This window comes from Aeromonas sp. DNRA1 (assembly GCF_963888745.1).
In the GTDB taxonomy this organism is placed as follows: Bacteria; Pseudomonadota; Gammaproteobacteria; order Enterobacterales; family Aeromonadaceae; genus Aeromonas; species Aeromonas hydrophila.
The window spans coordinates 168,556-193,625 of sequence record NZ_CAWPKQ010000004.1; the positions used below are offsets into that span (position 1 = coordinate 168,556).

27 protein-coding genes are annotated in these 25,070 nt (G+C 59.8%); 16 read left to right on the forward strand and 11 right to left on the reverse strand.

Features of this window, described 5'->3' with window-relative positions:
- Nucleotides 1-114 precede the first annotated feature (114 nt).
- Entirely contained in the window at nt 115-1,440 is a 1,326-nt protein-coding gene (gene tolC / locus AACQ43_RS14390; protein WP_029302135.1) for an outer membrane channel protein TolC, read from the reverse strand.
- Between the two features lie 306 nt (nt 1,441-1,746).
- Here tolC and nudF point away from each other — a divergent pair, with 306 nt between their 5' ends.
- The 12 genes from nudF to AACQ43_RS14450 all read left to right on the forward strand — a co-directional run bounded on the left by nudF (nt 1,747) and on the right by AACQ43_RS14450 (nt 14,076).
- Complete coding sequence (gene nudF, locus AACQ43_RS14395) at nt 1,747-2,388, forward strand: ADP-ribose diphosphatase (RefSeq protein WP_168967695.1); 642 nt, start codon at nt 1,747-1,749, stop codon at nt 2,386-2,388.
- 46 nt (nt 2,389-2,434) lie between these two features.
- A complete protein-coding gene (locus tag AACQ43_RS14400; RefSeq protein ID WP_198426826.1) occupies nt 2,435-2,836 on the forward strand; it encodes a DUF1249 domain-containing protein in 402 nt (133 codons plus the stop codon).
- Nucleotides 2,837-2,862: 26 nt separating this feature from the next.
- Complete coding sequence (cpdA, locus tag AACQ43_RS14405) at nt 2,863-3,681, forward strand: 3',5'-cyclic-AMP phosphodiesterase (RefSeq protein WP_029302137.1); 819 nt, start codon at nt 2,863-2,865, stop codon at nt 3,679-3,681.
- 9 nt (nt 3,682-3,690) lie between these two features.
- Nucleotides 3,691-4,278, forward strand: a complete 588-nt coding sequence (locus AACQ43_RS14410) for a YqiA/YcfP family alpha/beta fold hydrolase (RefSeq protein WP_168967696.1) — start codon at nt 3,691-3,693, stop codon at nt 4,276-4,278.
- Between the two features lie 2 nt (nt 4,279-4,280).
- Nucleotides 4,281-4,904, forward strand: a complete 624-nt coding sequence (locus tag AACQ43_RS14415) for an NUDIX hydrolase (RefSeq protein ID WP_168967697.1) — start codon at nt 4,281-4,283, stop codon at nt 4,902-4,904.
- A gap of 37 nt (nt 4,905-4,941) precedes the next feature.
- On the forward strand, nt 4,942-5,343 hold the full coding sequence (locus AACQ43_RS14420) for a GFA family protein (protein ID WP_010636042.1): 402 nt from the start codon (nt 4,942-4,944) through the stop codon (nt 5,341-5,343).
- A 117-nt stretch (nt 5,344-5,460) separates the two neighbouring features.
- Nucleotides 5,461-5,679 carry a DUF1656 domain-containing protein gene (locus AACQ43_RS14425; RefSeq protein WP_005305321.1) on the forward strand — a complete coding sequence of 73 codons (219 nt, stop codon included), beginning with the start codon at nt 5,461-5,463 and terminating at the stop codon, nt 5,677-5,679.
- A complete protein-coding gene (locus AACQ43_RS14430; RefSeq protein WP_041216469.1) occupies nt 5,672-6,538 on the forward strand; it encodes an efflux RND transporter periplasmic adaptor subunit in 867 nt (288 codons plus the stop codon). The genes AACQ43_RS14425 and AACQ43_RS14430 overlap by 8 nt, the downstream gene beginning before the upstream one ends.
- A 1-nt stretch (nt 6,539) precedes the next feature.
- Nucleotides 6,540-8,549 carry an FUSC family protein gene (locus AACQ43_RS14435; protein WP_106551715.1) on the forward strand — a complete coding sequence of 670 codons (2,010 nt, stop codon included), beginning with the start codon at nt 6,540-6,542 and terminating at the stop codon, nt 8,547-8,549.
- A 114-nt stretch (nt 8,550-8,663) separates the two neighbouring features.
- The gene (parE, locus tag AACQ43_RS14440) at nt 8,664-10,559 is read left to right on the forward strand and encodes a DNA topoisomerase IV subunit B (RefSeq protein ID WP_005305312.1); all 1,896 of its coding nucleotides are present in this window, start codon (nt 8,664-8,666) and stop codon (nt 10,557-10,559) included.
- 83 nt (nt 10,560-10,642) lie between these two features.
- The gene (gene parC, locus AACQ43_RS14445; RefSeq protein WP_168967698.1) at nt 10,643-12,937 is read left to right on the forward strand and encodes a DNA topoisomerase IV subunit A; all 2,295 of its coding nucleotides are present in this window, start codon (nt 10,643-10,645) and stop codon (nt 12,935-12,937) included.
- 122 nt (nt 12,938-13,059) lie between these two features.
- Nucleotides 13,060-14,076 carry an alpha/beta hydrolase family protein gene (locus AACQ43_RS14450; protein ID WP_248281005.1) on the forward strand — a complete coding sequence of 339 codons (1,017 nt, stop codon included), beginning with the start codon at nt 13,060-13,062 and terminating at the stop codon, nt 14,074-14,076.
- 92 nt (nt 14,077-14,168) lie between these two features.
- Here AACQ43_RS14450 and AACQ43_RS14455 read toward each other — a convergent pair whose 3' ends face one another.
- Nucleotides 14,169-15,077: a LysR family transcriptional regulator gene (locus AACQ43_RS14455; RefSeq protein WP_168967700.1), complete on the reverse strand. Its 909-nt coding sequence runs from the start codon at nt 15,075-15,077 to the stop codon at nt 14,169-14,171.
- Between the two features lie 87 nt (nt 15,078-15,164).
- On the opposite strand from AACQ43_RS14455, the gene AACQ43_RS14460 reads away from it, so the two are divergent.
- Entirely contained in the window at nt 15,165-16,406 is a 1,242-nt protein-coding gene (locus tag AACQ43_RS14460) for an MFS transporter (RefSeq protein ID WP_168967701.1), read from the forward strand.
- A gap of 180 nt (nt 16,407-16,586) precedes the next feature.
- On the opposite strand, the gene AACQ43_RS14465 is transcribed toward AACQ43_RS14460, so the two are convergent.
- From AACQ43_RS14465 to AACQ43_RS14475, 3 genes are all read right to left on the reverse strand, one after another.
- Complete coding sequence (locus AACQ43_RS14465; RefSeq protein ID WP_168967702.1) at nt 16,587-16,961, reverse strand: hypothetical protein; 375 nt, start codon at nt 16,959-16,961, stop codon at nt 16,587-16,589.
- Nucleotides 16,962-17,020: 59 nt separating this feature from the next.
- Nucleotides 17,021-17,272, reverse strand: coding sequence for a hypothetical protein (locus AACQ43_RS14470; protein WP_045525551.1), 252 nt, complete (start codon nt 17,270-17,272; stop codon nt 17,021-17,023).
- A 387-nt stretch (nt 17,273-17,659) separates the two neighbouring features.
- Nucleotides 17,660-18,565: a LysR family transcriptional regulator gene (locus AACQ43_RS14475; protein ID WP_168967703.1), complete on the reverse strand. Its 906-nt coding sequence runs from the start codon at nt 18,563-18,565 to the stop codon at nt 17,660-17,662.
- 116 nt (nt 18,566-18,681) lie between these two features.
- Between AACQ43_RS14475 and AACQ43_RS14480 the strand changes: the two genes are divergently transcribed.
- From AACQ43_RS14480 to AACQ43_RS14490, 3 genes are all read left to right on the forward strand, one after another.
- The gene (locus tag AACQ43_RS14480; protein WP_168967704.1) at nt 18,682-19,101 is read left to right on the forward strand and encodes an ester cyclase; all 420 of its coding nucleotides are present in this window, start codon (nt 18,682-18,684) and stop codon (nt 19,099-19,101) included.
- A gap of 3 nt (nt 19,102-19,104) precedes the next feature.
- Entirely contained in the window at nt 19,105-20,148 is a 1,044-nt protein-coding gene (locus AACQ43_RS14485) for an SDR family oxidoreductase (protein WP_168967705.1), read from the forward strand.
- A gap of 63 nt (nt 20,149-20,211) precedes the next feature.
- On the forward strand, nt 20,212-20,715 hold the full coding sequence (locus tag AACQ43_RS14490; RefSeq protein ID WP_248281006.1) for a histidine phosphatase family protein: 504 nt from the start codon (nt 20,212-20,214) through the stop codon (nt 20,713-20,715).
- A gap of 243 nt (nt 20,716-20,958) precedes the next feature.
- Here the strand turns inward: AACQ43_RS14490 and atcC are convergent, their stop codons facing one another.
- The 6 genes from atcC to AACQ43_RS14520 form a co-directional block, all read right to left on the reverse strand.
- Nucleotides 20,959-21,861 carry a cold adaptation protein AtcC gene (gene atcC, locus AACQ43_RS14495; RefSeq protein ID WP_029302145.1) on the reverse strand — a complete coding sequence of 301 codons (903 nt, stop codon included), beginning with the start codon at nt 21,859-21,861 and terminating at the stop codon, nt 20,959-20,961.
- 11 nt (nt 21,862-21,872) lie between these two features.
- Nucleotides 21,873-22,640 carry a cold adaptation protein AtcB gene (gene atcB / locus AACQ43_RS14500; RefSeq protein ID WP_005335887.1) on the reverse strand — a complete coding sequence of 256 codons (768 nt, stop codon included), beginning with the start codon at nt 22,638-22,640 and terminating at the stop codon, nt 21,873-21,875.
- A gap of 12 nt (nt 22,641-22,652) precedes the next feature.
- Nucleotides 22,653-23,195: a cold adaptation protein AtcA gene (gene atcA / locus AACQ43_RS14505; RefSeq protein ID WP_168967707.1), complete on the reverse strand. Its 543-nt coding sequence runs from the start codon at nt 23,193-23,195 to the stop codon at nt 22,653-22,655.
- A 23-nt stretch (nt 23,196-23,218) separates the two neighbouring features.
- Nucleotides 23,219-23,503 (reverse strand): cold adaptation protein ActJcold adaptation protein ActJ, encoded by a 285-nt coding sequence (gene atcJ, locus AACQ43_RS14510; RefSeq protein WP_005305278.1) that lies wholly within the window; start codon nt 23,501-23,503, stop codon nt 23,219-23,221.
- Between the two features lie 278 nt (nt 23,504-23,781).
- A complete protein-coding gene (locus AACQ43_RS14515; RefSeq protein ID WP_168967708.1) occupies nt 23,782-24,309 on the reverse strand; it encodes a protein disulfide oxidoreductase in 528 nt (175 codons plus the stop codon).
- A 3-nt stretch (nt 24,310-24,312) separates the two neighbouring features.
- Nucleotides 24,313-25,068, reverse strand: coding sequence for a DsbA family protein (locus tag AACQ43_RS14520; protein ID WP_168967709.1), 756 nt, complete (start codon nt 25,066-25,068; stop codon nt 24,313-24,315).
- Nucleotides 25,069-25,070: the final 2 nt, after the last annotated feature.

Genomic DNA, 25,070 nt, shown 5'->3' on the forward strand with positions numbered 1-25,070 from the left:
CTGCCGGGCCGGCGACATGATGTTGCCTGGTAGGCCCTGGCCAACGCACTCCTGGCGATGAACAGACATGAAAAAGGCGACCCTCTGGTCGCCTTTTTGTCGTCATGAACCGGATCAGGATTTGTTCTTGGCCTGAGCGGCGGGCATCAGCCCCTGGTTCACGTCTTCCAGATCCTTCTGTTCCAGCGTGCCGGCGGCCTGCTTGAGGGAGAGGATGCTGAGGATGTAGTTGTAGCGGGCCTCGGAGAGCTTCTGCTTGGCCTGGTACAGCTTGCGAGTGGAGTCCAGCACGTCGACGATGGTACGGGTACCCACTTCGTAACCGGCCTCGGTCGCCTTCAGGGCGCTGTCAGCGGAGATGACGGACTGGCCGTAGGCGCGCACCGAGCCGATGCTGGCGTTCACGTTGTTGTAGGAGGAGCGAACCGTGCTCTGCACGTTGCGGAAGCTGCGCTCCAGCTGTTCGCTGGCGGCCACGTAGTTGAACTGGGACTGCTTGACCTGGGAGGTGGTTGCCCCGCCGCTGTAGAGCGGCAGCTTGAAGTTCAGACCGATGTTGGCCTGGTTGGCGTTGCTCTCCGGGTTGCGGATCTCGTCCTTGTAGTCGCTGTAGGTGCTGGAGAGGCCGGCGCCCAGATCCAGGGTCGGCTCATGACCGGTCTTGGCCAGATCGATCTGCTCCTTGGCGATGTCCTTGCCGATGCGAGCACTGTGCAGTTGCAGGTTCTTGTCCAGCGCCAGCTCCAGCCACTTGTCGGAGTTGAACGGAGTCTTCTGCGGACTGAAGCGCTCGGTGTTGAGCACGTCCAGCTGACGGTGGTCGATACCGGTCAGCTCGCGCAGGCTCTCGTAGCTGTTGTCCAGGGTGTTCTCGGCGTTGATCTCGTCCGCCAGCGCCTGATCGCGCTCGGCCTCGGCTTCGTGCACGTCGGTGATGGCGGTCAGGCCCACTTCGAAGCGCTGCTGGGTCTGTTCCAGCTGACGTTCCACTGCGGCCTTGTTGGCGCGCACGAACTCCAGGGTATCCATCGCCTTGAGCACGTCGAAATAGGCCTGGGCGGTACGCAGCATCAGGTTCTGGATTTCGAGGTTGTAGGTCACGTCGGACTGGGTGGCGCTCTTCTCGGTCAGGCTCAGGTTGACCCAGTTGCTGCGGCGGTAAATGGATTGGTCCAGCGACAGGGAACCGGTGGCGTTACTGTTGGTCTGGGTATCACCCTTGTTTTGCAGGTAGTTCAGACCGGCGCCCAGGTTGATCTGCGGCAAGAGGGCGGCGCGGGATTCGTTGATCTTCTCGAAGGCCTGGTCACGCTTGGCTTTGGATTCCAGCAGCTGGGTGTCCTTGATCTGGGCCTGTTGGTAGATATCGAGCAGGTTTTCGGCATGGGCGCCGGCGCTGACGCCCAGCAACACCATGGCTGACAAGAGTGTTCTTTTCATAGATCGTTTTAACCTTATGTATTAACCCAAAGCTGTCGCTGGATGAAGGAGGGGTATTGTCACTGAGCAAGCTTGATTTCAGCTTAATCACTCTACTATAAGCAAAATTTTATGATAACTGTCTCTTTTCCAGCGACAGGAACGTCAAGAACGAGGGTGAGTTTTCTCCCCCTCGTGCCTAGCCAAATGTCCTGTGGCTGCTAAAATCCATCCCTCATCTCCGACGGGAGCGAGTGAATGAATGTTCATTCATGTTCCCGGATTTTATGGTCTAACCGAGCCAAGTCAAGCTGGCGGGAGTCTCGTATGTCGCAGCAAGCCTTGCCCCAAACCCGTCACTACTCTGCCGATGATGTGAAAATTATCGATAAATCAGCAGGATATAACGGGTTCTTCAAAGTAAACGTCTATCATCTGCAGCACAGGTTATTTGCAGGGGGCTGGAACGAGCCCATCGTCCGCGAGCTGTTCGAGCGCGGCCATGCCGCCGCCCTGCTGCCCTACGACCCGGTACGCGACCAGATCGTGCTGGTGGAGCAGTTTCGTATCGGCGCCATCGAGACCAGCGCCACCCCCTGGCTGCTGGAGCTGGTGGCCGGCATCATAGACCCGGGCGAGGTCGCTGAAGAGGTGGTGCGGCGCGAAGCAGTGGAAGAGGCGGGCATCGAGGTCGGCCGCTGCGAGCACGCGATCAGCTATCTGGTGAGCCCGGGCGGCAGCACCGAGCGCATCGAGGTTTACGTGGGCGAGGTGGATGCCAGCAAGGCCGAGGGGATCCACGGTCTGGCGGAAGAGGGGGAAGACATCCGGGTCCACGTGGTGAGCCGCGAGCAGGCCTATGCCTGGCTCAAAGAGGGGCGCATCGACAATGCCGCCTCCGTCATCGCTCTGCAGTGGCTGGCTCTCAATCACGGCGAGCTGCGTGCCCGCTGGCTGGCGGGGCGCTGAGGTGGCGCTCGTTCATACCCAGGCCAAGCGCTATGTGCCTGATTTGATGTCCTTGCAGCGTACCTGTGAGGTCAACTACATGACCCTGATGAAACTGCTGCCGCCGGGCGGCAGTGTCGGCGCCGAACGCCGCTATCAGGTGGGCAACGGGCTGCAGTTTCAGCTCACGGTGAGCGAGGAGAGTCGCTTCACCAGCCAAGTGATCCTGGCCCAGCACAACCCGGAATTGCCGAGTTATTTGCAGGCCCGGATAGAGATTCGTTTGTACCATGACGTGCGGATGGCGGAAGTGTGTGCGGCGCAACAGATTTCAAGGTTGCAACCACGTTATGATTATCCCAATAAAAATATGCACCAGCGGGATGAAAAGGAGCAGGTAAACCTGTTTCTGGCCGATTGGCTAAAATTTTGTCTCAGACATGGTACCAGCCTGATAAACATCCTCTAGTTGAACTCATAAAAAGAAGCGTGATTTTGGAAACAGAGCTACCCCAGGCGCAGGACGGCAGTGTGCGCCTGTTGCAAATTACCGACACCCACCTCTTCGCGAGTGCCGAGGGGCGGCTATTGGCCGTGCGCACTGCCGAGAGCCTGGCTGCCGTGCTGGAACGGGTACAGGCCAATGACCATCCGTTCGATCTGATCCTCGCCACCGGGGATCTCTCTCAGGATCACAGTCCGGAGTCCTACCAGCGCTTCGCCTCCATGATGGCGCCGCTGGCGCGCCCCATCTACTGGCTGCCCGGCAACCACGACGATGGCCCCCTGATGACCGAATACCTGCACGCGGCCGGCATCAGCGAGGCCAAGCAACTGGTGGGCGAGCACTGGCAGGTGATCCTGCTGGACACCCAGGTGCGCGGCAAACCTCACGGGGTGCTGGGGGATCACCAGCTGGCGGCGCTGGATCAGGCGCTGCGCCAGCATCCCGAGCGCCATGCCCTGATCGCCCTGCACCATCAGGCGGTGCCGGTGGGTTGCACCTGGCTCGATCAGCACAATCTCAAGAATGCCGACGACCTGTTCGCCGTGCTGGCCCGTCACCCGCAGCAGAAGACCATCCTGTTTGGCCACGTCCACCAGGAGTTCGACGAGGTGCACCGCGGGGTGCGGCTGATCGCCAGCCCCTCCACCTGCATCCAGTTCAAACCGCTCTCTGATGGCTTCGCGCTGGACGAATCCGGTCCGGGTTGGCGTTACCTCACCCTCTACCCGGATGGCCGCATCGCCAGCCAGGTGTGGCGTCTGCCGGTGGGGCAGTTCGTGCCCGACCCCAATGCCACCGGTTATTGAGGAGCCGTGATGAAGCCCGTTCTCCTCTACCTGCACGGTTTCAACTCCTCGCCCGGTTCTGCCAAGGCGCAGCAGATGGTTGCCTGGGTGGCTGAGCACAGACCCGATATCGAGGTGGTGATCCCGGCCCAGCCCAACACGCCTGCGGCGGCCTGGGCGGCCATCGAGCAGACTATTGCCGATCTGCAGAGCCGTTATGGCAACGAATTCAAACTTGGCGCCGTGGGCAGCTCCCTCGGCGGTTTTATGGCGACCCGGGTCAGCGAGTTCTACGGCTGCCGCGCGGCGCTGATCAACCCGGCGGTGCGCCCGCACGAGCTGCTCTGCGACTACCTCGGCCCCCAGACCAACCCCTACACGGGGGAGCAGTATCAACTGCTGCCTGAACACATGGATGAGCTGCGGGCGCTGGCGGTACCGGTGAGCGCTCCAGAGCGACTCTGGGTGCTGCAACAGCAGGAGGACGAGGTGCTCGACTATCGCAAGGCGCTGGACGAATACCGTTTTGCCCGGCTCTCGCTGGAGTGCGGTGGCGACCACGCCTTCGTGGCGTTCGAGCGCTACCCCGCCCAGATCGTCCGCTTCCTCGGGCTCTAGCCATGCAGCCGCCGTTGGCCACCTTTCTGGAACAGGTGCTGGCCACGGCGCAAGCGGGCCTCACCTACTCCAAAGACCCCTTCGATATCGGCCGTTTCGAGGCGCTGCGAGCGGCCACGGTGGCGCTCATCGCCAGCCAGAGCGAGCTGGCACCGGAAGCCATCAGTGACTGGATCGCTCTCGATCGCGGTTATCCCACCCCCAAGCTCGATGTGCGGGCCTTCATTCAGAACGATGCGGGCCATATCCTGTTGGTGCAGGAGCGCAGCGACGGCTGCTGGACGCTGCCGGGGGGCTGGTGCGATATCGGTGACTCGCCGGCGGGGGCCGTGGTGCGCGAAGTGGTGGAGGAGACCGGCCTTGAGTGCTGTGCGGTGCAACTGCTGGCGCTGTTCGACAAGCTAAAACACCCTCATCCGCCCCAGCTGCCTCACGCGCACAAGGCGTTCTTCCTGTGCGAGGTGACCGGCGGCCAGCTGCTGGGCGAAACCGATGAAACCAAAGGGGCGGGGTACTTCCCCATCGACGACTTGCCCCCGCTCTCCCGCCATCGGGTCGTGGCGTCCCAGCTGCGCACCCTGTACGACCATCTTTTGCAGGAGCGGCAGGATACCCTGTTTGATTGACTAGTACGGAGCATGAACCTGTCTGCAAGGAGGCGGCATGATCAAGCGCATCGGCAATACCCCCATTCAGGAGCGACACAAGGCCAGCTGCCACTGCGGCGCCGTGGTGCTGGAGCTGACCCTGCCGGACGGCGTGGTGGATCCGCGCCGCTGCGACTGCTCGCTATGCCGACGGCGGGGCGCCATCGTCGCCTCGGTGCCGCTGTCCGGCATCCGCATCCTGCAAGGGGAGGAGGTGCTGCGCTGCTACCAGTTCAACACCCGCACCGCCAAACACTACTTCTGCAGCATCTGCGGCATCTATACCCACCATCAGCGCCGCTCCAATCCGGCCCAGTATGGTTACAACCTCGCCTGCCTTGAAGGCGTCAATCCATTCGAGCTGGGCGAGGTGCCGCTGCTCGACGGCATCAACCATCCGGCGGATCGGCTGGTCTGACCGGCAGGGTCTCATCTGCTCCTGTAGCACCCTGCGGGGCTGTGATAGTCTTGCCAGACCCGCCGCACGGCGGGCCTTGAGTCCGCATTATCTCGCTTGCCAACAGGGAGCCCGCTTGTGACAACTTCAGCACTGCCGGATCTGATCCTGGGCGCCTCTCTCTACTTTCCACCGCTGTTCAAGGCGGTGCTGCTCGGCCTGCTAGGCTGGCTGCCGGTGCACCACCTGCTGCGTGACTGGCTCTACGGCGGGGATGTCTGGCATCCCCTGCTGATGGATCTCTCCCTGTTTATCCTCGCCGTCAGCGGCGCCCTATGGATATTGCTACATGGCTAAATCACCCCTCGCGACCCTCAAATACTTCTCTACCCTGCTGGTCTGCGCGCTGGCGCTGGCGGCGGGCTGGTGGCTGTGGAACTACTACATGCAGGGGCCCTGGACCCGGGATGGCAAGGTGCGCGCCGAGCTGGTCAGCATCACCCCCGAGGTGTCGGGCAAGATCATCAAGATAGCGGTGAAAGACAACCAGCTGGTCAAGGCGGGGGAGGAGATCTTTACCCTGGATCCCGAGCCCTACCGGATTGCGCTGGACAACGCCCAGGCTGCGCTGGCCAAGGCCAAATCGGATCTCGACAAGGCGGAGCATGAGGCGAGCCGGCGCAGCGGCCTGTCGCGCAGCGTCATCTCCGCCGAGGCGGTGGATGAGGCCCGCCTCAATGCCCAGGCGATGAAGGCGGCCTACCAGGTGGCCCAGGCCAATCTGGAGCAGGCCAGATGGTCGCTGGCCAAGACCCGGGTGCATGCCGCGAGCGACGGCTACATCACCAACCTGCAGACCCGGGTCGGCAACTATGCCAGCGCCGGCGTGCCGCTGGTGGCGCTGGTGGACATCCACTCCTTCTACGTGCAGGGCTACTTCGAGGAGACCAAGCTCAGGCACATAGCGCCGGGCAAACCGGCCGAGGTGGTGCTCTACAGCGGGGAGCAGCGGCTGCGCGGCGAAGTGGAGAGCATAGGGCGTGCCATCCACGATCAGAGCGTGGAGGGGGCCGACAACCTGCTGCTGGACGTCAAACCCAACGTGCCCTGGGTGCGGCTGGCCCAGCGGGTGCCGGTGCGGATCAAGCTGCTGGAGGTGCCGCCCGAGCTGACGCTGATTGCAGGCACCACTTGCACCATCACCATAGGGGAGTAAGGTGGCCGCCTCGCTCTGGCGCCAGACCCCCTGGGGCAAGGCCAATGGCGGCCAGTGGCGCTACGCCCTGCGCAACAGCCTGGCGATGTGCCTGTCGCTCTGGCTGGCCTTCGTGCTGGAGCTGGACTCCCCCTACTGGGCGATGACGTCAGCTGCCGTGGTGAGTTTTCCCACCGTGGGCGGGGTCATCAGCAAGAGTCTGGGGCGGGTAGTGGGCAGCTTGATTGGCGCCATGGCGGCGGTGGTGATCACCGGCCTTGGCATCAGCGATCCCTGGCTGTTCAGCTTCCTTATCGCGCTCTGGCTGGCGCTCTGCACCTACATCTCCAACCACCATCAGAACAACGTCTCCTACGCCTTTGCGCTGGCGGGCTACACCGCCGCCATCATCGCCTTCTCCTGCGTCAACGTGACCGACCCGCAGCACATCTTCGACATCGCCCAGGCGCGGGTGAGCGAGGTGATCATCGGCATCCTCTGCGGCGGCCTGTTGATGATGATCCTGCCCAGCACCTCGGATGGCGAGACCCTGCTGCAGTCGCTGCACAAGACCCAAGCCCGCCTGCTGGAGCATGCCCAGCTGCTCTGGCTGGGGGAGGCGAGCCCGGAGGTGCGCACCGCCCACGAGGGGCTGATCGGCCAGATCCTCACCATGAACGTGCTGCGCATCCAGGCGGTCTGGAGCCACCATCGGCTGCGCCGCCACAACCGGCTGCTCAACTTCCTGCTGCACCGCCAGCTGCGGCTCATCAGCCTCATCTCCAGCCAGCGCCGCATGCTGCACAACTGGCCGACGCAACCGGAGGGGCTGCAGGCGTTGCTGGAGCGGCTGCTGGCCGAGCTGGGCCAGCCCGGCTGTGACAAGTACCGCATCGCCCGGCTGCTGGCCCCCTTGGTGCCGACGGCGGCCAGCGATTACCGGCTGCACACCTTCTGGCGACGGCTGCGCCACTTCTGCTGGAGCTATCTGGAGTGTCAGCGCTGGCTGGATCGGCTGGCCCGCTACGACGACCAGGAGTGGCCGGCGCCGCCGCGCCACTCTTCGCTTACCAGCCACACCGACACGCTGGAGGCGGCCTACAACGGCGGGCGCACCTTCCTCTGCGTGCTGCTCGGCTGCGCCTTCTGGATCCACAGCCAGTGGGATGCGGGCAGCTCGGCGCTGACCCTGCTCTCCATCTGCTGCGTGCTCTACTCGGCCACCCCGGCGCCTGCCAAGGGGGCCAACACCATGCTCAAGGCGATCCTGCTGCTGAGCCTCATTTGCTTCGCGGTCAAGTTCGGCCTGATGATCCGCCTCGACGACTTCTGGCTCTTCTGCGCTCTGCTGTTCCCCGTGCTCATCACCATGCAGCTGTTCAAGCAGCAACAGCCCAGGCAGGCGGTGCTGTGGGGCCAGCTCATCGTGCTGCTCGGCTCCTTTCTTGCCATCACCAATCCGCCGAGCTACGACTACCTGCAGTACATCAATGGCAGCCTGGGGCAGGCGCTGGGGGTGATGAGCGCCGGACTGGCGTTCCAGCTGCTGCGACCGAGCTCGGATCGGCGCAAGAGCCGCCGCCTCATCCGCTCCCTGCGCCGCCACTTCATGGATCAACTGGAGCCGGCCCCGCGCCAGAGCGAGAGCCAGTTCGAATCGCTCATCTATCACTGCATCAGCCAGCTCAGCCAGAGCCAGGATCAGACCGCCCGCCTCTGGGTACTGCGCTGGGGCGTGGTGCTGCTCAACTGCAGCCACATCGTCTGGCAGCTGCGTCAGTGGCGCGGCGAGGATCAGCCCCTCTATCTGGTGCGCGACAACTGCATCCGCTCTCTGCAGGGGATCCTCACCGAGCAGGGAGTGCAGCACGCCTCCCTGGATCGCACCCTGGGCGAGCTGCAGCGGATCAGCGCGGCCCTGGCCAACCACAGGGAGCCGACGGCGCGGGAGCTGGCCGGCATGGTGTGGCGGCTGCACAGCTCGCTCTCCCAGTTGCAGCAGGCGCTGCCGGTGGCGGCCGAGGCGCGCTGAACGGGCTGGCGGGGTGACTTACCCCGTCCGGATCAAGCTTTGCCGCCGCCGGGTTTGTCCAATACCCTCCCAACGAGTAAGATTCTCCCCAAACGTCAATTCGCAAGGCCCTCCATGTCTACTCAATACAATGCGGATGCCATTGAGGTCCTCAATGGCCTTGAACCGGTGCGTCGCCGCCCCGGCATGTATACCGACACCACCCGGCCCAATCACCTCGGCCAGGAGGTCATCGACAACAGCGTCGACGAGGCGCTGGCGGGTCACGCCCGTACCCTGGAGGTGACCCTGTATGAGGATCAGTCCCTCGAGGTGATCGACGACGGTCGCGGCATGCCGGTCGACATCCACCCGGAGGAAGGGGTGTGCGGGGTGGAGCTGATCCTCTGCAAGCTGCACGCGGGCGGCAAGTTCTCCAACAAGAACTACCAGTTCTCCGGTGGTCTGCACGGGGTGGGTATCTCGGTGGTGAACGCCCTCTCTGAGCGGGTCGAGGTGACGGTGCGCCGCGATGGCCAGGTCTATGACATCGCCTTCGAGAAGGGCGAGAAGGTGCAGGAGCTGACCATCACCGGCACCTGCGGGCGCCGCAACACCGGCACCCGGGTACGCTTCTGGCCGGAAGCCCACTACTTCGATTCGCCCCGTTTCTCGGTCTCCAAGCTGGAGCACCTGCTCAAGGCCAAGGCGGTGCTCTGCCCGGGCCTCACCATCAAGTTCCTCGACAAGAACACCGGCATCAAGCTGGAGTGGTGCTATGAAGACGGCCTCAAGGATTACCTGGTCGATGCGGTCAAGCAGTTCACCTGCCTGCCGGAGCAGCCCTTCGTCGGCGCCTTCAGCACCGAGCAGTCGGCGGTGGACTGGGCCCTGTGCTGGCTGCCGGAAGGGGGTGAATGCCTCGCCGAATCCTATGTGAACCTGATCCCCACCGCCCAGGGCGGTACCCACGTCAACGGTCTGCGCCAGGGCCTGCTCGACGCCATGCGCGAGTTCTGCGAGTTCCGCAACCTGCTGCCGCGCGGGGTCAAGCTGACTCCGGAAGATATCTGGGATCGTTGCGCCTACATCCTCTCCATCAAGATGCAGGATCCGCAGTTTGCCGGTCAGACCAAGGAGCGCCTCTCCTCCCGTCAGAGTTCTGCCTTCGTCTCCGGCGTGGTGAAGGATGCCTTCAGCCTCTATCTGAACAGCAACACCGAGCTGGCCGAACAGCTGGCCGAGCTCTGCATCTCCAGCGCCCAGCGCCGGATGCGCGCCGCCAAGACGGTGGTGCGCAAGAAGATAACCCAGGGCCCGGCGCTGCCCGGCAAGCTCACCGATTGCGGCTGCGCCGACCCCATGCAGGGGGAGCTGTTCCTGGTGGAGGGTGACTCCGCGGGTGGCAGTGCCAAGCAGGCGCGGGATCGCGAGTTTCAGGCCATCATGCCGCTGCGCGGCAAGATCCTGAACACCTGGGAGGTGGAGGCCGGTCAGGTGCTCGCCTCGCAAGAAGTGCACGACATCTCGGTGGCCATCGGGCTCGACCCGGACTCGGACGATCTCTCCGGCCTGCGCTACGGCAAGGTGTGCATCTTGGCGGATGCGGATTCGGACGGTCTGCACATCGCCACCCTGCTCTGCGCCCTGTTCGTGAAGCACTTCCGCGCTCTGGTCAATCAGGGCCACGTCTATGTGGCCATGCCGCCCCTCTACCGGATCGATATCGGTAAAGAGGTCTACTACGCCCTCGACGAGGACGAGAAGAACGGCGTGCTGCAGCGGGTCGAAGCCGAAAAGAAGAAGGGCAAGGTAATGGTGACCCGATTCAAGGGCTTGGGTGAGATGAATCCGAAACAGCTGCGGGAAACCACCATGGATCCCAACACCCGCCGTCTGGTACAGCTCACCATGGGGCCAGAGGCCGAGGGGGACGAGACCCTGCAGCTGATGGACATGCTGCTGGCCAAGAAGCGGGCGAGTGATCGTCGCGAGTGGCTGGAAGAGAAGGGCAACCTCGCCATCATCTAAGCCGTCGGCCGGCCCTGTCGGGGCCGGCAAGCATTTAGCCGGAGTCGCCCTGTGGCGGCTCCCAAACCGAAAGAGATAATCACATGAGTGATGCTATCGAGCTCAGTCTGGACGGGGTAGAGCGCCAGCCAATGCGCACCTTTACCGAGCAGGCTTACTTGAACTACTCCATGTACGTCATCATGGATCGGGCCCTGCCGCATATCGGCGACGGCCTCAAGCCCGTGCAGCGGCGCATCATCTACGCCATGAGCGAGCTGGGTCTGTCGGCCCTTTCCAAGCACAAGAAGTCCGCCCGTACCGTGGGTGATGTGCTAGGTAAGTACCACCCCCACGGCGACAGCGCCTGTTATGAAGCCATGGTGCTGATGGCCCAGCCCTTCTCCTACCGCTACCCGCTGGTGGACGGTCAGGGTAACTGGGGGGCGCCGGACGATCCCAAATCCTTCGCCGCCATGCGTTATACCGAGGCGCGGCTGTCGCGCTTCTCCGAGCTGCTGCTCTCCGAGCTGGGCCAGGGTACGGTGGAGTGGACGCCGAACTTCGACGGCACCATGAAGGAGCCCGTGGTGCTGCCCGCCCGCCTGCCGCACATCCTGCTCAACGGGGTGACCGGTATCGCGGTGGGGATGGCGACCGATATCCCGCCCCACAACGCGCGGGAAGTGGCCCACGCTTGCGTGGAACTGCTGGATAACCCCAATACCGGTCTGGATGCCCTGATGGCCCATGTGCAGGGGCCGGACTACCCGACCAACGCCGAGATCATCACGCCCCGCGACGACATCCGCAAGATTTACGAGACCGGCAAGGGCTCCATCAAGCAGCGGGCGGTGTGGAGCGAGGAGGATGGCGACATCGTCATCACGGCGCTGCCCCATCAGGCCTCGGGCGCCAAGATCATGGAGCAGATTGCCGCCCAGATGGTGGCCAAGAAGCTGCCGATGGTGACCGATCTGCGCGATGAGTCGGACCACGAAAACCCGACCCGTCTGGTCATAGTGCCGCGCTCCAACCGGGTGGACGTGGAGGGGCTGATGGCCCACCTGTTCGCCACCACGGATCTGGAGAAGAACTACCGGGTCAACCTCAACATCCTGGGTCTGGACAACCGGCCCCAGGTGAAAGACCTCAAGACCATTCTCACCGAGTGGCTGAGCTTCCGCCGCGAGACGGTGCGCCGTCGCCTGCAGTATCGCCTCGACAAGGTGCTGGCTCGCCTGCACATCCTCGAAGGCTTGTTGATCGCCTACCTCAACATCGACGAGGTGATCGAGATCATCCGCACCGAGGAGGAGCCGGGCCGGGTGATGATGGAGCGCTTCAACATCAGCGAGACCCAGGCCGAGGCAATCCTCGAGCTCAAACTGCGCCACCTGGCCAAGCTCGAAGAGTTCAAGCTGCGCGCCGAGCAGAATGAACTGGCCGAAGAGCGCGACAAGCTGGAACTGATCCTGGGTTCCGAGCGCCGTCTCAGCACATTGCTGAAGAAAGAGATCCTGGCGGACGCCGAGAAGTACGGCGACGATCGCCGCACCCCGCTGGTGGAGCGCGCCACCGCCGTGGCGCTGACCGAGAAGGAGCTCACCCCGAGCGAGCCGGTGACCGTGATCCTCTCTGACAAGGGCTGGGTGCGCGCCGCCAAGGGCCACGACGTGGATGTGGAGGGCCTCTCCTACAAGGCGGGGGACAACTATCTCGCCCACGCCCATGGCCGCAGCAACCAGCAGGCGGTGTTCCTCTCCACCCTGGGGAGAACTTACTCGCTGGAGGCCCACACCCTGCCCTCCGCCCGCAGTCAGGGCGAGCCGCTCACCGGTCGCTTCGCGCTGGGGGCTGGCGAAGAGGTACGCCATCTGGTGATGGGCAACGAAGGCGAGCCGTACCTGATCTGTTCGGATGCCGGTTACGGCTTCGTCTGCAAGTACGACGACCTGATCGGTAAGAACAAGAACGGCAAGGCGCTGCTGACCGTGCCGGAAGGTGGCCTGGTGATGGCGCCCCAGAAGATAGGCGCACCGGACACCGATCTCTGCATGGCCATCTCCAACGAGGGGCGCATGCTGCTGTTCCCGCTCAATACCCTGCCGGTGCTCGGCAAGGGCAAGGGCAACAAGCTCATCAGCATCCCCTCTGCGCGGGTCAAGGCGCGGGAGGAGTTTGTGGTGATGGCTGCCGTCATCCCCCAGGGCCAGTCGGTGACCCTGTTTGCCGGCAAGCGTAAGCTGACCCTGAAACCTTCCGATCTCGACTACTACCGCGGTGAGCGCGGCCGCCGCGGTGCCAAACTGCCCCGCGGCTTGCAGCGCGTCGATCGCATCGAGATTGAATCCGCCGCCGGCGCCGAGCCGGTAGCCGGGGAAAATCAGGAAGGGTAGTCAAAAGATCTATACAAGATGGGAGCGAATTATTCGCTCCCATTTTTTTGTGAAAAATGACTCCTCATGGGGATAGTGGTAGCGTGTCGTCCCAATGTCGATTGGATCAGAAAGGATATCTGATGAGGCTTTTTTTTCGTTATTTTTTACTCTGTGCAATATGTACGTGCAGTGCCTTGCCATCCTTCGTCGTATCTGCTGAATATACAGGGTTTAAGCGTCTCATAGTGACTGATCCTGTAGGTAGAAAGCCTATGGATGCCGTATATTTTTATCCCGGTGTGGCCGCAGAAAAGACACCAAGTACGATTGGCCCTTATCAAATAGCGGCACAAAAGGCGCTGAATATAGTGCCAGGACGCTATCCAGTCATAGTGATCTCACATGGCAACGCCGGTAGTTTATGGAGTCATCATGACCTTGCCACGACTCTGGCTCGGCAGGGAAATATTGTTATTACCCTCACGCATCCTGGTGATAACTACAAGGATCAGACTGGGGCGGGGGCCATTAGTTCCTGGTATGGTCGTCCATTACAAATATCTGCAGCCATTACTACTGCGATCAATGATGTTGAAATAGCCAAATATATTGATAAAGATAAAATAGCGTTTGTTGGTTTCTCTGCCGGTGGAGCAACAGGATTGTTTTTGAGAGGAGGGGATATTGATGCAGGACGCTATGAAAATTATTGTCGTAAATATGACATGAATGCCATATGTTCAAATAAAGGGGTAATAATAAATGATCATCCTGGTCTATTTGTGCACCCCGATTCTAGGATAAAGGCATGGGTTTTCATGGCTCCGGTGAGTATGCCATTCTCTCCCAGCTCACTCAGAAGAGTAATTGCACCTACCCTTATTTTTACTGGTGATAAGGATGAAGAGCTTGCTTGGGAAGAAAATGCCAGAGTTCTGGCCACCACGTTGGCGGCAGAAAAAGAATTTCAGGTAATACACAATGCCGGTCATTTTGTTTTTCTCTCTCCATGCTCTGCTGAATTAAATGAAATGGCACCAGCTATTTGTAATGATGCACCAGGTATAAATAGAGAGAATATACATGCGGTAATTAACAGTAAAATATCTGAATTTCTCAGCAGAGCGTGGCTTAAAGTGAAAGAGCCGCGGGTCTGATGGCGAGAGTCATCAGCGTTCGAGAACGATGGCCACCGGGTTTTGTTATCTTGCAAAGCCGATGTGACCAACTGAGGCTTTACCGGTATTAGTTACTGATAATTCATGATATTTCGCCGTATAAAGTCAATAAATACGCGCGTTTTAGCCGGTAGATATTGGCGATTTGCATAAACAGCAAACAACTGCAATGGGGCTGCGGGTAATTCAAGTTCAATCTCAACCAAGCTGCCATCATCAATAAACTCCTGGCAAGACACCTTGGCAAGAATGGCAAACCCGACCCCGGCGAGCGCAGCTTTTAGTGCCAGCTCACCACTATTGACCCGGTAATGTTCATTGACCTGAACGGTGGAGAATCCAGTGCTGGGCAGGGTGAACTGCCAAGGCATTCCCTTCAGGGCGCTTACCGTGGTGATACAGGGAAGGTCTTGCAGCTGTGTCGTGTGGCTAGGAAGCCCGCACCGCTGAATAAGAGCAGGAGAGCCAACCACGGTACAGGGAATGGTGGTCAGATGGCTGGCGATATAATCGCTGTCATCCAGCTTTCCTCTGTGAATGATGACGGCTATGTCCAGATCTTCCCTTAATGTCTCAAATCCTGACAGGTTGGTAATACAGCTGATCTTTATTTCGGGATGCTGGCAGGCAAAGTCCGCTATCGCAGTACCAAGCAGTCTGGGGCCGGCTTCATTGGGAATGCACAGGCGCAGTGGTCCTTTCAGCTGAATCTGCTGTGATGTCAATTCAGCCTCGGTTTGCTCCAGTGATTCCAGCAAGGGTTTTACTCGGGTATAGAGCAGCTGGCCAGCCTGAGTGAGTTTCATATGCCGAGTACTGCGTTCAATAAGCTGGAGTGACAGTCTCTCCTCCAGCTGAGCAATACTCCTGCTGATGTTTGAGGTCGGTATTTCAAGGGTTTTGGATGCGCCGACAAAACTGCCTTGTTCAACCACGGCAATGAATATCCTTGATGAAGTAAAGTCCAGACCGGTGCGCATCTATTGTCCCTGATATGATAACAGTCTGTGCCATTCTAAAGGATAAAAATAGATGATGGTAGTGGGTATGCTGTCTGTCTCCAAATATTGAGCATGAACACTATGACATCAGAAAAAAAGTCAGGTAATAAACCTTATTCTAACGGTACAGTGATAGGTATGGGATGCGTCTGGCTGGCAGCCTTTATCCAATTGGTGAGTGCACTGGACTTTATGATGATCATGCCGCTTGGGCCTGATTTATCTCGTGCGCTGGATATCAGTCCAACCTATATAGGTTATTTGGGGGGCGGATATGCACTGGCCGCCGCCTTATCATCTTTATTATGTGCCAGATATATTGATCGATTTGATAGAAAAAAGGTGGCATTGCTCTCATTGCTGGGCGTCACACTATCCACCTGGGCCTGCACCTTGGCGTGGAATATGGAAAGCCTGTTCTTTACCCGTTTTTTGGCCGGTATATTTGCCGGTCCGGCAACGTCGATAGCAATGGCGATCGTCGTGGATGCCACGCCAGTACCACAACGTGGTCGAGCGATGGCGATAGTGATGGGGGCTTTCTCGTTGTCAGCCATTGCCGGTGTGCCCCTGGGATTGGAGCTGGCCATGTTGAAAGGGTGGAGCGCACCTTTTTATGTCGTCGGTGGATTGGGTTTGTGCGTCAGCGTGATGGTATTTATGCGGCTGCCAAATATGACTTCCCACTTGGGGCAACACCAGAAGGTTTTTTCAATCACGGGTATGTTGAATCGCGCTGTGGTGTGGCATGCATTTATGGCAATCGGATTGGCTATTTTCAGTACCTTCCTTATTGTTCCGAACATGGCAGCCTATTTTCAGTTCAATCTCGGTGTGCCTCGCAGCGATATGAGTCAGTACTATGTCATGGGCGGTGTTCTCAGCGTGATCGCGATGCAGTTGGGTGGCTATTTGATGGACCGTGTTGGTGCAATGCGCATCACGTTGTGGGCAGGAGGATTGATTATCGCCATTGTCTGGGATGGTTTCTTGGGTTCCCCCTTGTTGCCGACCATGATCATTTTTACCTTGTTCATGGTGGTGACATCGACACGGACGATCACGGCTGCTGCTGTTAATAGCCAGGTCGCAGAGCCTGGGGAACGAGCAGGGTTTATGTCATTGCAGAATGTGTTCCAGCATATATTCAGCGGTTCGGCCGCTATCGTCTCTTCGATGCTGTTGACGGATGTCGATGGTCATCTGGGCAATATGGTTACCCTGGCCTGGCTGGTGATAGCGCTGACGCTGGTGCAACCCATCTTTCTTTATCGGTTGCTTAAACGGTTATGTGTGGTGACAGCTTAGCGACATGTTTTATTTATAACGAAGTGGCAGGGCAGCAGGTTTGATTGGCGAAGCGTGATCAGATGAGCGTGAAAGCCGGTTGCTGCAATATGTTTGGTGCCCCTCTCTCGTTTGGAGAGGGGCAGCGTGAAGGAACGTAACTGCTGGGTGCCATCAACAGGGGAATGGCACCGCCGCAAATCAGTTGTCGAAATTCCACTGTATGGGCAGCTCAAGATCGAATATCAGCTGATCCCCGTCGAGGCGAAAGGCCACGCTGGTCTGGTGCTGGTCATATTCATCGATAAGCCGGCAACTCTCGGCGAAGTTGGATTCGTAACCGAGGCGGGCACTGCCGCCGGTGTTAGCCCCGTCGAGTTCCACCCCCAGTACCCGCAGCGGGTCTTTCTGACTGAGCTTGACCCGACTGTCACCCACATCCACCAGCCGTTCCAGCAGGGGGAAGAAGTCCTGTTTGTTGGCCTCTATCGCCCGGGCGATGGCCTGCTCCAGCTCGGCGTGGCCGGCAAGGGGGCCATTCAGGGTGTAGCGGGTCTGTATCCTTTCCTGGGTCATAAACTGTTCCTCTTTGGGGGTTGCCGGCGGGCGCTTCTCCCGTGGCTGCGATGGGGCGCTCAGGCGGGGATGCGGCCATTGCGCACCAGGGCTCGGCGGATGTTTTTGCACATCTTGCCGAAGCGGTTGATCTCGTCGAAGGAGGGTGGGATGCCGCGATCGATCTGATATTGCCAGTAGCAGAGATCCGTATCCACCAGCTCCATGAGCTTCTTGGGGCAGCCGATGCAGGTGTTGTCCGGCCCGCATTTGAAGGTATCCGGTTGATAGAGCGGAAATTCCGCCTTCACGGCGTCGATGATCTGCTGCATCGCGGTAATGCGGTCCGGCTTTCTGTTCACGGCTCGTTCCCCGGCTCTGGTATGGGGGAGTCATTATATCCCTGCCAAAAATGGGGCCAATTAGGCTAACGAGGTAGTCCGGCCAGGATGTCCGCCGGCCAGACACCACAACACCCGGCGGGCCGGGCGTTGTGGTGCGACAGGATGGCGGCGAACACGCGCCCTAGAAGTCGTAGTAGAGGGGCCAGCCGAGCAATGTGCTCGAGTACGGCGGGACCCAGAAGTTAGTCATTAGCATTGATAATGGTCATAGGCTTCGCGCGTGTTGATTTTGTTTGGCGATAAACGAGATCACAAACGAAGTGTTTTTATATCTATTTCAATTGGTTGAATCTGAAGGTCCTGTATATGACGCACTCATTTCGGCGCGTCTCCCAAGAGGTGATCTTCGACACTGCTTATGGACAGGGCTTCAATAAGAACCTTCTCCAGGATGACAAAAAAACATTTGATGTGAGCCTGTTTCAATACCTGCGGCCGGGTCACCAGATAGACCTCCATATCTGGAAGCTGGAGTTCCGGGAACAATCCGATCAGACCCTTCGCCAGAATACGGGGCAGCACCGCCACGCCCATACCTCGCCTCACCGATTCGAGTTGAACAGCGAACGAGTTCACGCTGATCGGCGTGTGATCCAGACCTGCGGCCTTTGCCGCACGCATTTGAGGCAACATGTCCAGCGGAGGAAGCAGGCCAATATTGACCGCAGTGGCTGGAGTCAGCCCCGGAAACCGCTTCAGATAAGCTGCATCGGCGAAGACACCATAAGCGAGCCTGTCTATGAAGCGATAAATAAGCGAAGGTTCGCCCAGATGAGTCGTGCGTACAGCAATGTCTGCGGCGCCGCGGACGATCTTGTGAAAATCGGCTGTGACCAGCAACTCCACCGAGCATCGCGGATGCAGAGTGGTGAAGCGACTCGCGGCCTCCAGCACGCAAGACGAGAACCCCTCTCCTGCACTGACCACGATATTGCCAGATAGCTCGGTGTGCGGTTCGGACATGCCCGTCACGGTTTGACGTCTCAAGCCTGCTTCTGCAGCCAGGGCTACGTCCACGAGGGATTGGCCTCGCGGGGTCAATCTGCATCCTTCAACTCCCCGCTCGACGAGTGGCTCGCCCAGTGCGCCTTCAAGCTGAGTCAGCCGTCGCGCCACAGTAGAGGCTGCGATCCCCAGCAATTGGCCAGCCTGAAGAAAGCTGCCACGTCGCGAGACTGCCAACAACAGGCGAAGATCGTCCCAGTTTGCTTGCAAAGCCATGCTCCATATCTTGCCTGATCTGCAAATTTGCAAAGCCATTATGCAGTAGTCGCTGTTTTTAGATAGCGGCGTCAACGGTATATCTACACTCCCTCGAAAAGAATGGAATGGACTGTATGACAACTGGTTCCAATGGCTATGCGGCATGCGCCGCCAGCGCCTTTAATCGCCGAGACCTGGAGGCGATGCTTGCACTGGTTTCCGAAGACGTTATCTACTTCGATGGCATAGGGATACAAACAGGTCGTGAGGCCATGCAGAAGCGAGAGCTGGCGCTACTCGAAGCATTCCCTGATGCCCAAGTGATCTTGAGCCCATTTGTTGTCACTGACGATCGTTTGGCACTGATCGTCTTCCTGACCGGCACCTTCACTGCACCATTAGTGCTGTCGGACCGGGTGATTCCACCTCATGGGCGCCACATTACCTTGTATTACGCCGCACACCTGACCTTCAGAGGCGGCTTGGTCATACGTGAAGAAGTTTTCTTCGACAGTGTGGTATTGATGCCGTTAGCCGACCAGATTGAGGGGTGATGCATGCATAACACATTTGTCACTGGCGCGACCGGCTTGCTGGGCAACAACCTGGTGCGTGAATTGGTCGCTCGTGGTCACGCAGTCAAAGCCCTGGTTCGTTCAAGAGCCAAAGGTGAACAACAGTTCAAGGATTTGCCGGGTGTGGAACTGGTGGTGGGTGACATGGCTGATGTCGATGCGTTCGCTGCGTCGCTACAAGGCTGTGATACGGTGTTCCACACTGCAGCGTACTTTCGCGACAGCTACAAGGGCGGCAGTCACTGGGAGGAGCTCGACAAGATTAATGTGTCAGGTACACGGAACCTGCTTGGCCAGGCCTACAGCGCTGGCATAAGACGGTTTATCCATACGTCTTCCATTGCCGTGCTCGACGGCGCACCCGGCACGTCAATTGATGAAAGCTGTCTGCGGGCCGACGCTGACGCGGATGACTATTACCGCAGCAAGATCCTCGCCGACCGTGTCGTCCTGTCGTTCCTGGAAGCCCATCCCGAGATGCATGCCTGCATGGTCCTGCCTGGCTGGATGTGGGGTCCTGCCGACATTGGCCCGACCTCCTCGGGACAGTTGGTCAACGATGTCGTACGCGGCAAATTGCCCGGACTTATCCCCGGTAGCTTCTCCGTTGTCGATGCTCGCGATGTGGCATTGGCGCTGATCGCTGCAGCCAGGTATGGGCGCCGGGGTGAGCGCTATCTCGCTGCGGGCCGGCATATGACAATGCGTGAGCTGATACCTGTTCTTGGGCGCATCGCTGGCGTCAAGACACCCGTTCGACAACTGCCGCTGCCCTTTTTATACGCCTTGGCGGCGGTGCAGGAGGTCTACGCGCGTATTACTGGCAAGCCCATTCTGCTGAGCATGGCTACGTTGCGCCTGTTGATACGAGAAAAGGACCGCACCTGTTTCAATCACGGCAAAAGTGAGCGAGAGCTTGATCTGCGTTTCCGGGCGTTGGAGCAAACCATCACCGACACAGTGGTGTGGTACCGTGATCACGGTTGGTTTGGAACACATCAGGACAAGGGCGTAAACGGACAGTGAGACAGTGAGCAGAAAATAATCCTGATGCGTCACGGCCAGCCAAAGCTGGCCGGAACCGACAAAATGTCAGCGCTCGAGATGAAAGATTGGATCGAGCAGTACGACAGTTCCGACATTACCAAGTACCCCGTCCCGGATGCCAGCAGGCAACTCGCCGCCACCGCCAAGGTGATAGTCTCGAGCAACTTGCCTCGCGCGCTGACCTCAGTCCAGGCTCTCGGCCTGAAGCCCGCCCTCATCGACGGGCTATTTTGTGAAGCGCAACTGCCTTATGGCCACTGGATACTGCCACGGCTATCGCCGTTTGCCTGGGCGTTTATCCTGCGAATTTTATGGTTGTGGGGTTACTCACACAGAGTCGAATCTGTCGGCACTGCGAAGATGCGCGCCAGCACGGCAGCTCAACGACTTCAATCCCTTGCCAGCGAAGGATCGGTGCTGCTGCTCGGTCATGGCTTTATGAATCGAATGATCGCCAGACAACTGGAGGCAGATGGATGGACTCGCCAAACAGGTAACGGCAGCCAATATTGGAGTGCGACTGTGTATCAAAATGACAGTATTTAAGAGGTGAGCGCTTCTGTTATACAGAGATCGGCGACCCCCTTCGAAATTGACTGGGCCGATACGGGTATGGTTGCAATGACCTGCGAGCGTTCCGAGAGGAGCGCTCGACGCCTTACAATTGGGTTGGTTGTACGTTGGTGCTTATATAGGGGCGTGTTCTATTGGCAGTGCTTGTTCGGCGGCGGCTACTCGCCCGGCGGGCCGGGCGTTGTTATGCGACTGAGAGGGCTGCGAAAACACGCTCTAGAAGTCGTGGTAGAGCGGCCAGCCGAGCAGCGGGTGCTTGAGACCGGCGCGCATCTCCATGTTGTCGAGCTTCTCCGGCGAGGCGTTCTCTTTTTGCAGCAATTGGTACTGGCGCACAAAGCCGAGGGTGTGGAGCAGGTTGGGCACAAAGCCCGGGCTCAGCTCCTGGCGCAGGGCGGCGGCCATGTCGGCAGGCAGCGCGCTCAGCATCAGGGCGAGCTGGGCGGCGAGGTAGTCGGTGTCGTACCAGCGCTCGTCGAGCTCAATCTCTCGCGCAAGTTTGCGCTTGAGATCCTGCTTCACCTTGAGCGGGGAGGCGCCACTGCCCTTGCCGCAGAGGATGCGGTAGAGCAGCGCTTCGGCCAGCTTGTCCTCCATGGTGGGGTGGTCGCTCTCGCAGGCGAAGAAGTGCTGGTCGATGAGCGCCATCAGGTGGCTCTTGTTGTGCTCGGTCAGCGCCTTCTCGTACTCCTGCCACCCTTGCCACTCCTCCACATCGGGCGGGCTCGAGATCTTGTCCAATAGCCGCGCATCCACGTCACCGTAGAGGCTGTTGCCAGCCTGCTTGGGGCTGACGGTGATGAGCATCGACCAGCCCTTCTGGAACGGCTTGATGGGGCCTTCCGGCGCCTGCAGCAGCGCCAGTGCCTTGGCCGGATCACGCGCCGAGAGCTCCTGCAGACCGAGGCTCACCACGCCGATGACGTCGTGGGCGGCCTGCTCCAGCAGGTGCATCTTGTACTTGTTGTAGTACTTGTCGGCGAATTTGAGGCTCATCAGCACCGCCTTGCCCTTGATGGCGGCCAGCTGTTGCTCGGTCAGACGTTCATTGTCGCGGCCAAAGCGCAGCACCTGGGTGAGATAGGGGCCCTGGTTGGCATCGCGAATGACTAACTGCATGAATGGGCTCCTTAATCCAGAAAGCTGAACATGTCGTCGACGTCGCCGTACTCGTCTTCCTCGACCTTGTTCTTCTCTTTGGCCTGCATCACCAGCTCGGCGGCAAACTTGTTGATGATGCCGTCCCAGGTCGAGTGCTCGTTGCGTAGCAGCGCCTTGATGGCTTTCTCCACCTCGGGGGCCAGCTCGCGAATGAGCATCAACAGGCTTCTCGGGTCGTCCAGTGCGTAGTCGTGGACATCCTCGCTCTGCTGGCGCTCGCTGTAGCGCAGGGACTCTTCAAGATCTTCCTCTTCGGCGTGCAGCACGTCGCGATAGCCTTCGTCCTCTTCATAGCGATCACCGCGATAGAACTCGATAAAGGGGATGGCGAGGTAGAAGAGACCGGCTGGATCTTCGGCCACGCACTCGAGGATCTCCCGCTGCTTGGCTTCGCTATCCTGGGTGCGGATCAGGTAGTTGAGGAAGTCGAAGGTATGCTGTTGCAGCTCGTCGGCGTTGTTCTTGATCGCCTCTTCCCAATAGAGCGGCTGCTGGCAGACGATGTCGCGAATCCGCTCCGGGGTCATCAGCTCGGAGATGATGGAGGGGAAGGAGATATCGTGCTGGCCGTTAATCTGGGTCAGGGTAACGATATCAATGTTTTCAATCACTTCTGCCAGCTGGTCGTCAGACATGGTCTTGGCGATCAGCTCGAACTTCTCGCTGGCCTGCTTCGGCTCGATGACGGCCAGCTCTTTGATCTCGATGGCGGTAATTTCTATCAGACTGTTGCTCATGCCTTGCCCCAATTAGAAACGGACTTCGTCGTACATATCCTGATCGCCGTCGTCATCACCATAGCGGTTGCTGCCGCCATGGTAGTCGGCGTCGGCATCTTCCCCGTCTTCCTCTTCTTCGTCGCGCAGATCAACGTCGTCATCGCCGCGGTGGCTGCCGCGCGGCAGCGGGTTGTCGAGCAGGAACAGCACGGCGCAGGCTTCCATCAGCTGATCTTCGCTCTGGGCCCGCACCGCCTTGACCAGCGGCAGGACCGCGTTGTTGAAGCCGACGCTCACCTTGAACTCGTCCCAGCTCGGCTGCTCGCCACTGGCGAGCCACTTGTTCCACTGCTGTTTGGCCTTGGCCGGGAACTGCACCCGGCCATAGAGGGCGAGCGGCAGGTATTCGGGCATGAACTCCAGCATGCTCATGTCGGCCAGCAGCAGGGCCTTCATCTGGTCGGTGAACTGCTCGAGCCCCTTGGGGTCGTCCTGATCCCGGTAGGATTCGATGTTTTCACTGGCATCGCTTTGCAGGGCCTTGAGCCGTGCCTGGTCCCATTTATTTTGCATAGTCGCTCTTCTTGCCTGGTGGCTCAGGGGTAGAACTGGTCCCACATCTCCTGCATGGCAGCAGCGGGATCGGTCACGATGACGTTGTTGAAATCCTTGATAAAGGCGGCCCGCTGTTTCGGATCGGACAGCACTTCATAAGCCTGCTTTACCTGGTGCAGCTTGAGGGCTGCCTGCTCTTTCTCTTCTTCGCTCGCCCCGTGCAGCTTGTCGGGGTGGTACTGGTTCGACAGCCGTCGATAGGCTTTTTTGATGTCGTTTTCACTGGCGTTGGACTTGACGCCCAACACCCGGAAGTAGTTGTTCATGACGGATCCTGCCTCACTGGCATCGTGGAATTGACCCTGCGCTGGCCTGGCGGCGGGACTCTTGGCAAACCAGGCTCGGCAAAAACCCGACATTTTAACGCAAACAGGCCGCCATCGCCATGGATCGGAAGCGAACAGATGGGCGTGCTGGTGGCGTCGTGCGGGCCTCGTCAGGGGAGGTTTGGGGCCGTTTGTGACTATTTTGTCAGTTCCATGGCGACCCATGTGTGACAGGGGTTGAAAAAACGCCCGGACTGGCCGGGCGTCGAGGTCAGGGGTCAGCGCAGGCTGGCCCACAGCAGGCGGGCCTTGAGCCCGAGCCATGAGCTCCAGCCGGTGGTGCTGCTCACCAGCTTCCCATCCTTGATGATGAGGAAGGTGGGGGTGACCCCCACCTGCCAGCGAGCGGCCAGCTCCCCCCGCTCATCATTGTGGGTGGGAAAGGCTAGCCCCTTCTTCGCCATCCCGGTGCGCAACTGGTCATCGCTGCCGGAGCGCAGCGCCACCGTCAGCACGTTTTCACCTTGCTGCCAGAGCTGCTCCACCGTGGGGGTGGTGAAGCGGCAGACGCCACACCAGCTGGCCCAGTAGTAGACCAGCAGCGGCTTGCCGCGGCTCTGCTCGGCCAGGCTGGTGGTGGTGCCATCCTGCAGGGTGAAGGGGGCCTCCATGGCCCCTGCCGGCAGGGTGGGGCTACGCCACAGATCCAGCAGGGTGGAGATGACCAGCGCCATCAGCAGCAGCCAGAGCGCCTCCTTGCCCCAGCGGCGCCAGCGGGGTGGTTTTACGACTGCATTTTCCGCCATGGCTTAGCTCCGCTTGGCCAGCTCGGCCTTCACCAGCGGCTCCAGCTCGTCATAGGGGAGGGCACCCGGCACCAGCTGGTTGCCGATGAGCGTCGCCGGGGTGCCCTGCACGCCCAGGAGGGTGCCGATGCGCAGGCTATTGCGCAGCTCCTCGGTGGCCTTGGCATCGGGCTTGAGGGCCGTGTTGCCGGTGGCCGCCAGCGCTTTGTTGATGTCCGCCTCGGTCAGCATCCCTTGCTTGCTCATCAGCTTGTCGTGCAGGGCGAGGAAGCGGGCCGGCTCCTGCTGCCACAGGGTCAGGCTGTATTGGGCCGCCTTGGCGGAGCTCTGCCCCTTGAACGGCAACAGCTTGATCACCAGCCCCAGATCGTCGGGATAGGCCTTGAGCAGCTTGGTCAGCTGGGGATCGAACTGCTTGCAGTAGGGGCAGTTGTAGTCGGTGAACAGCACCAGGGTCAGCTTGGGGTGCTTGGCGCCGAGGCGCGGGCTGGTGGTGCTGTTGAACAACACATCTTGATTGCCCTTGATGAAGTCGCCGAGCTGGGCCTCCTGGGCGGCGGCGTTCTGCTTCTCCCAGGATTCGGCCGCCTCGTCGAGGATCTTGGGGTTGGCGACCAGGGTCTCGCGAATGAGCTCCTTGATGCGTGCCTCCTGCTCCGGGGTGAAGGGCGCCGCCTGCAGCAAGGGGGCGCAGAGGGTGCCGGCGACCAGGGCGGTGCAGAGGGTCAGGGTACGCAGTTTCAGGGTACGCAGAGTCATGG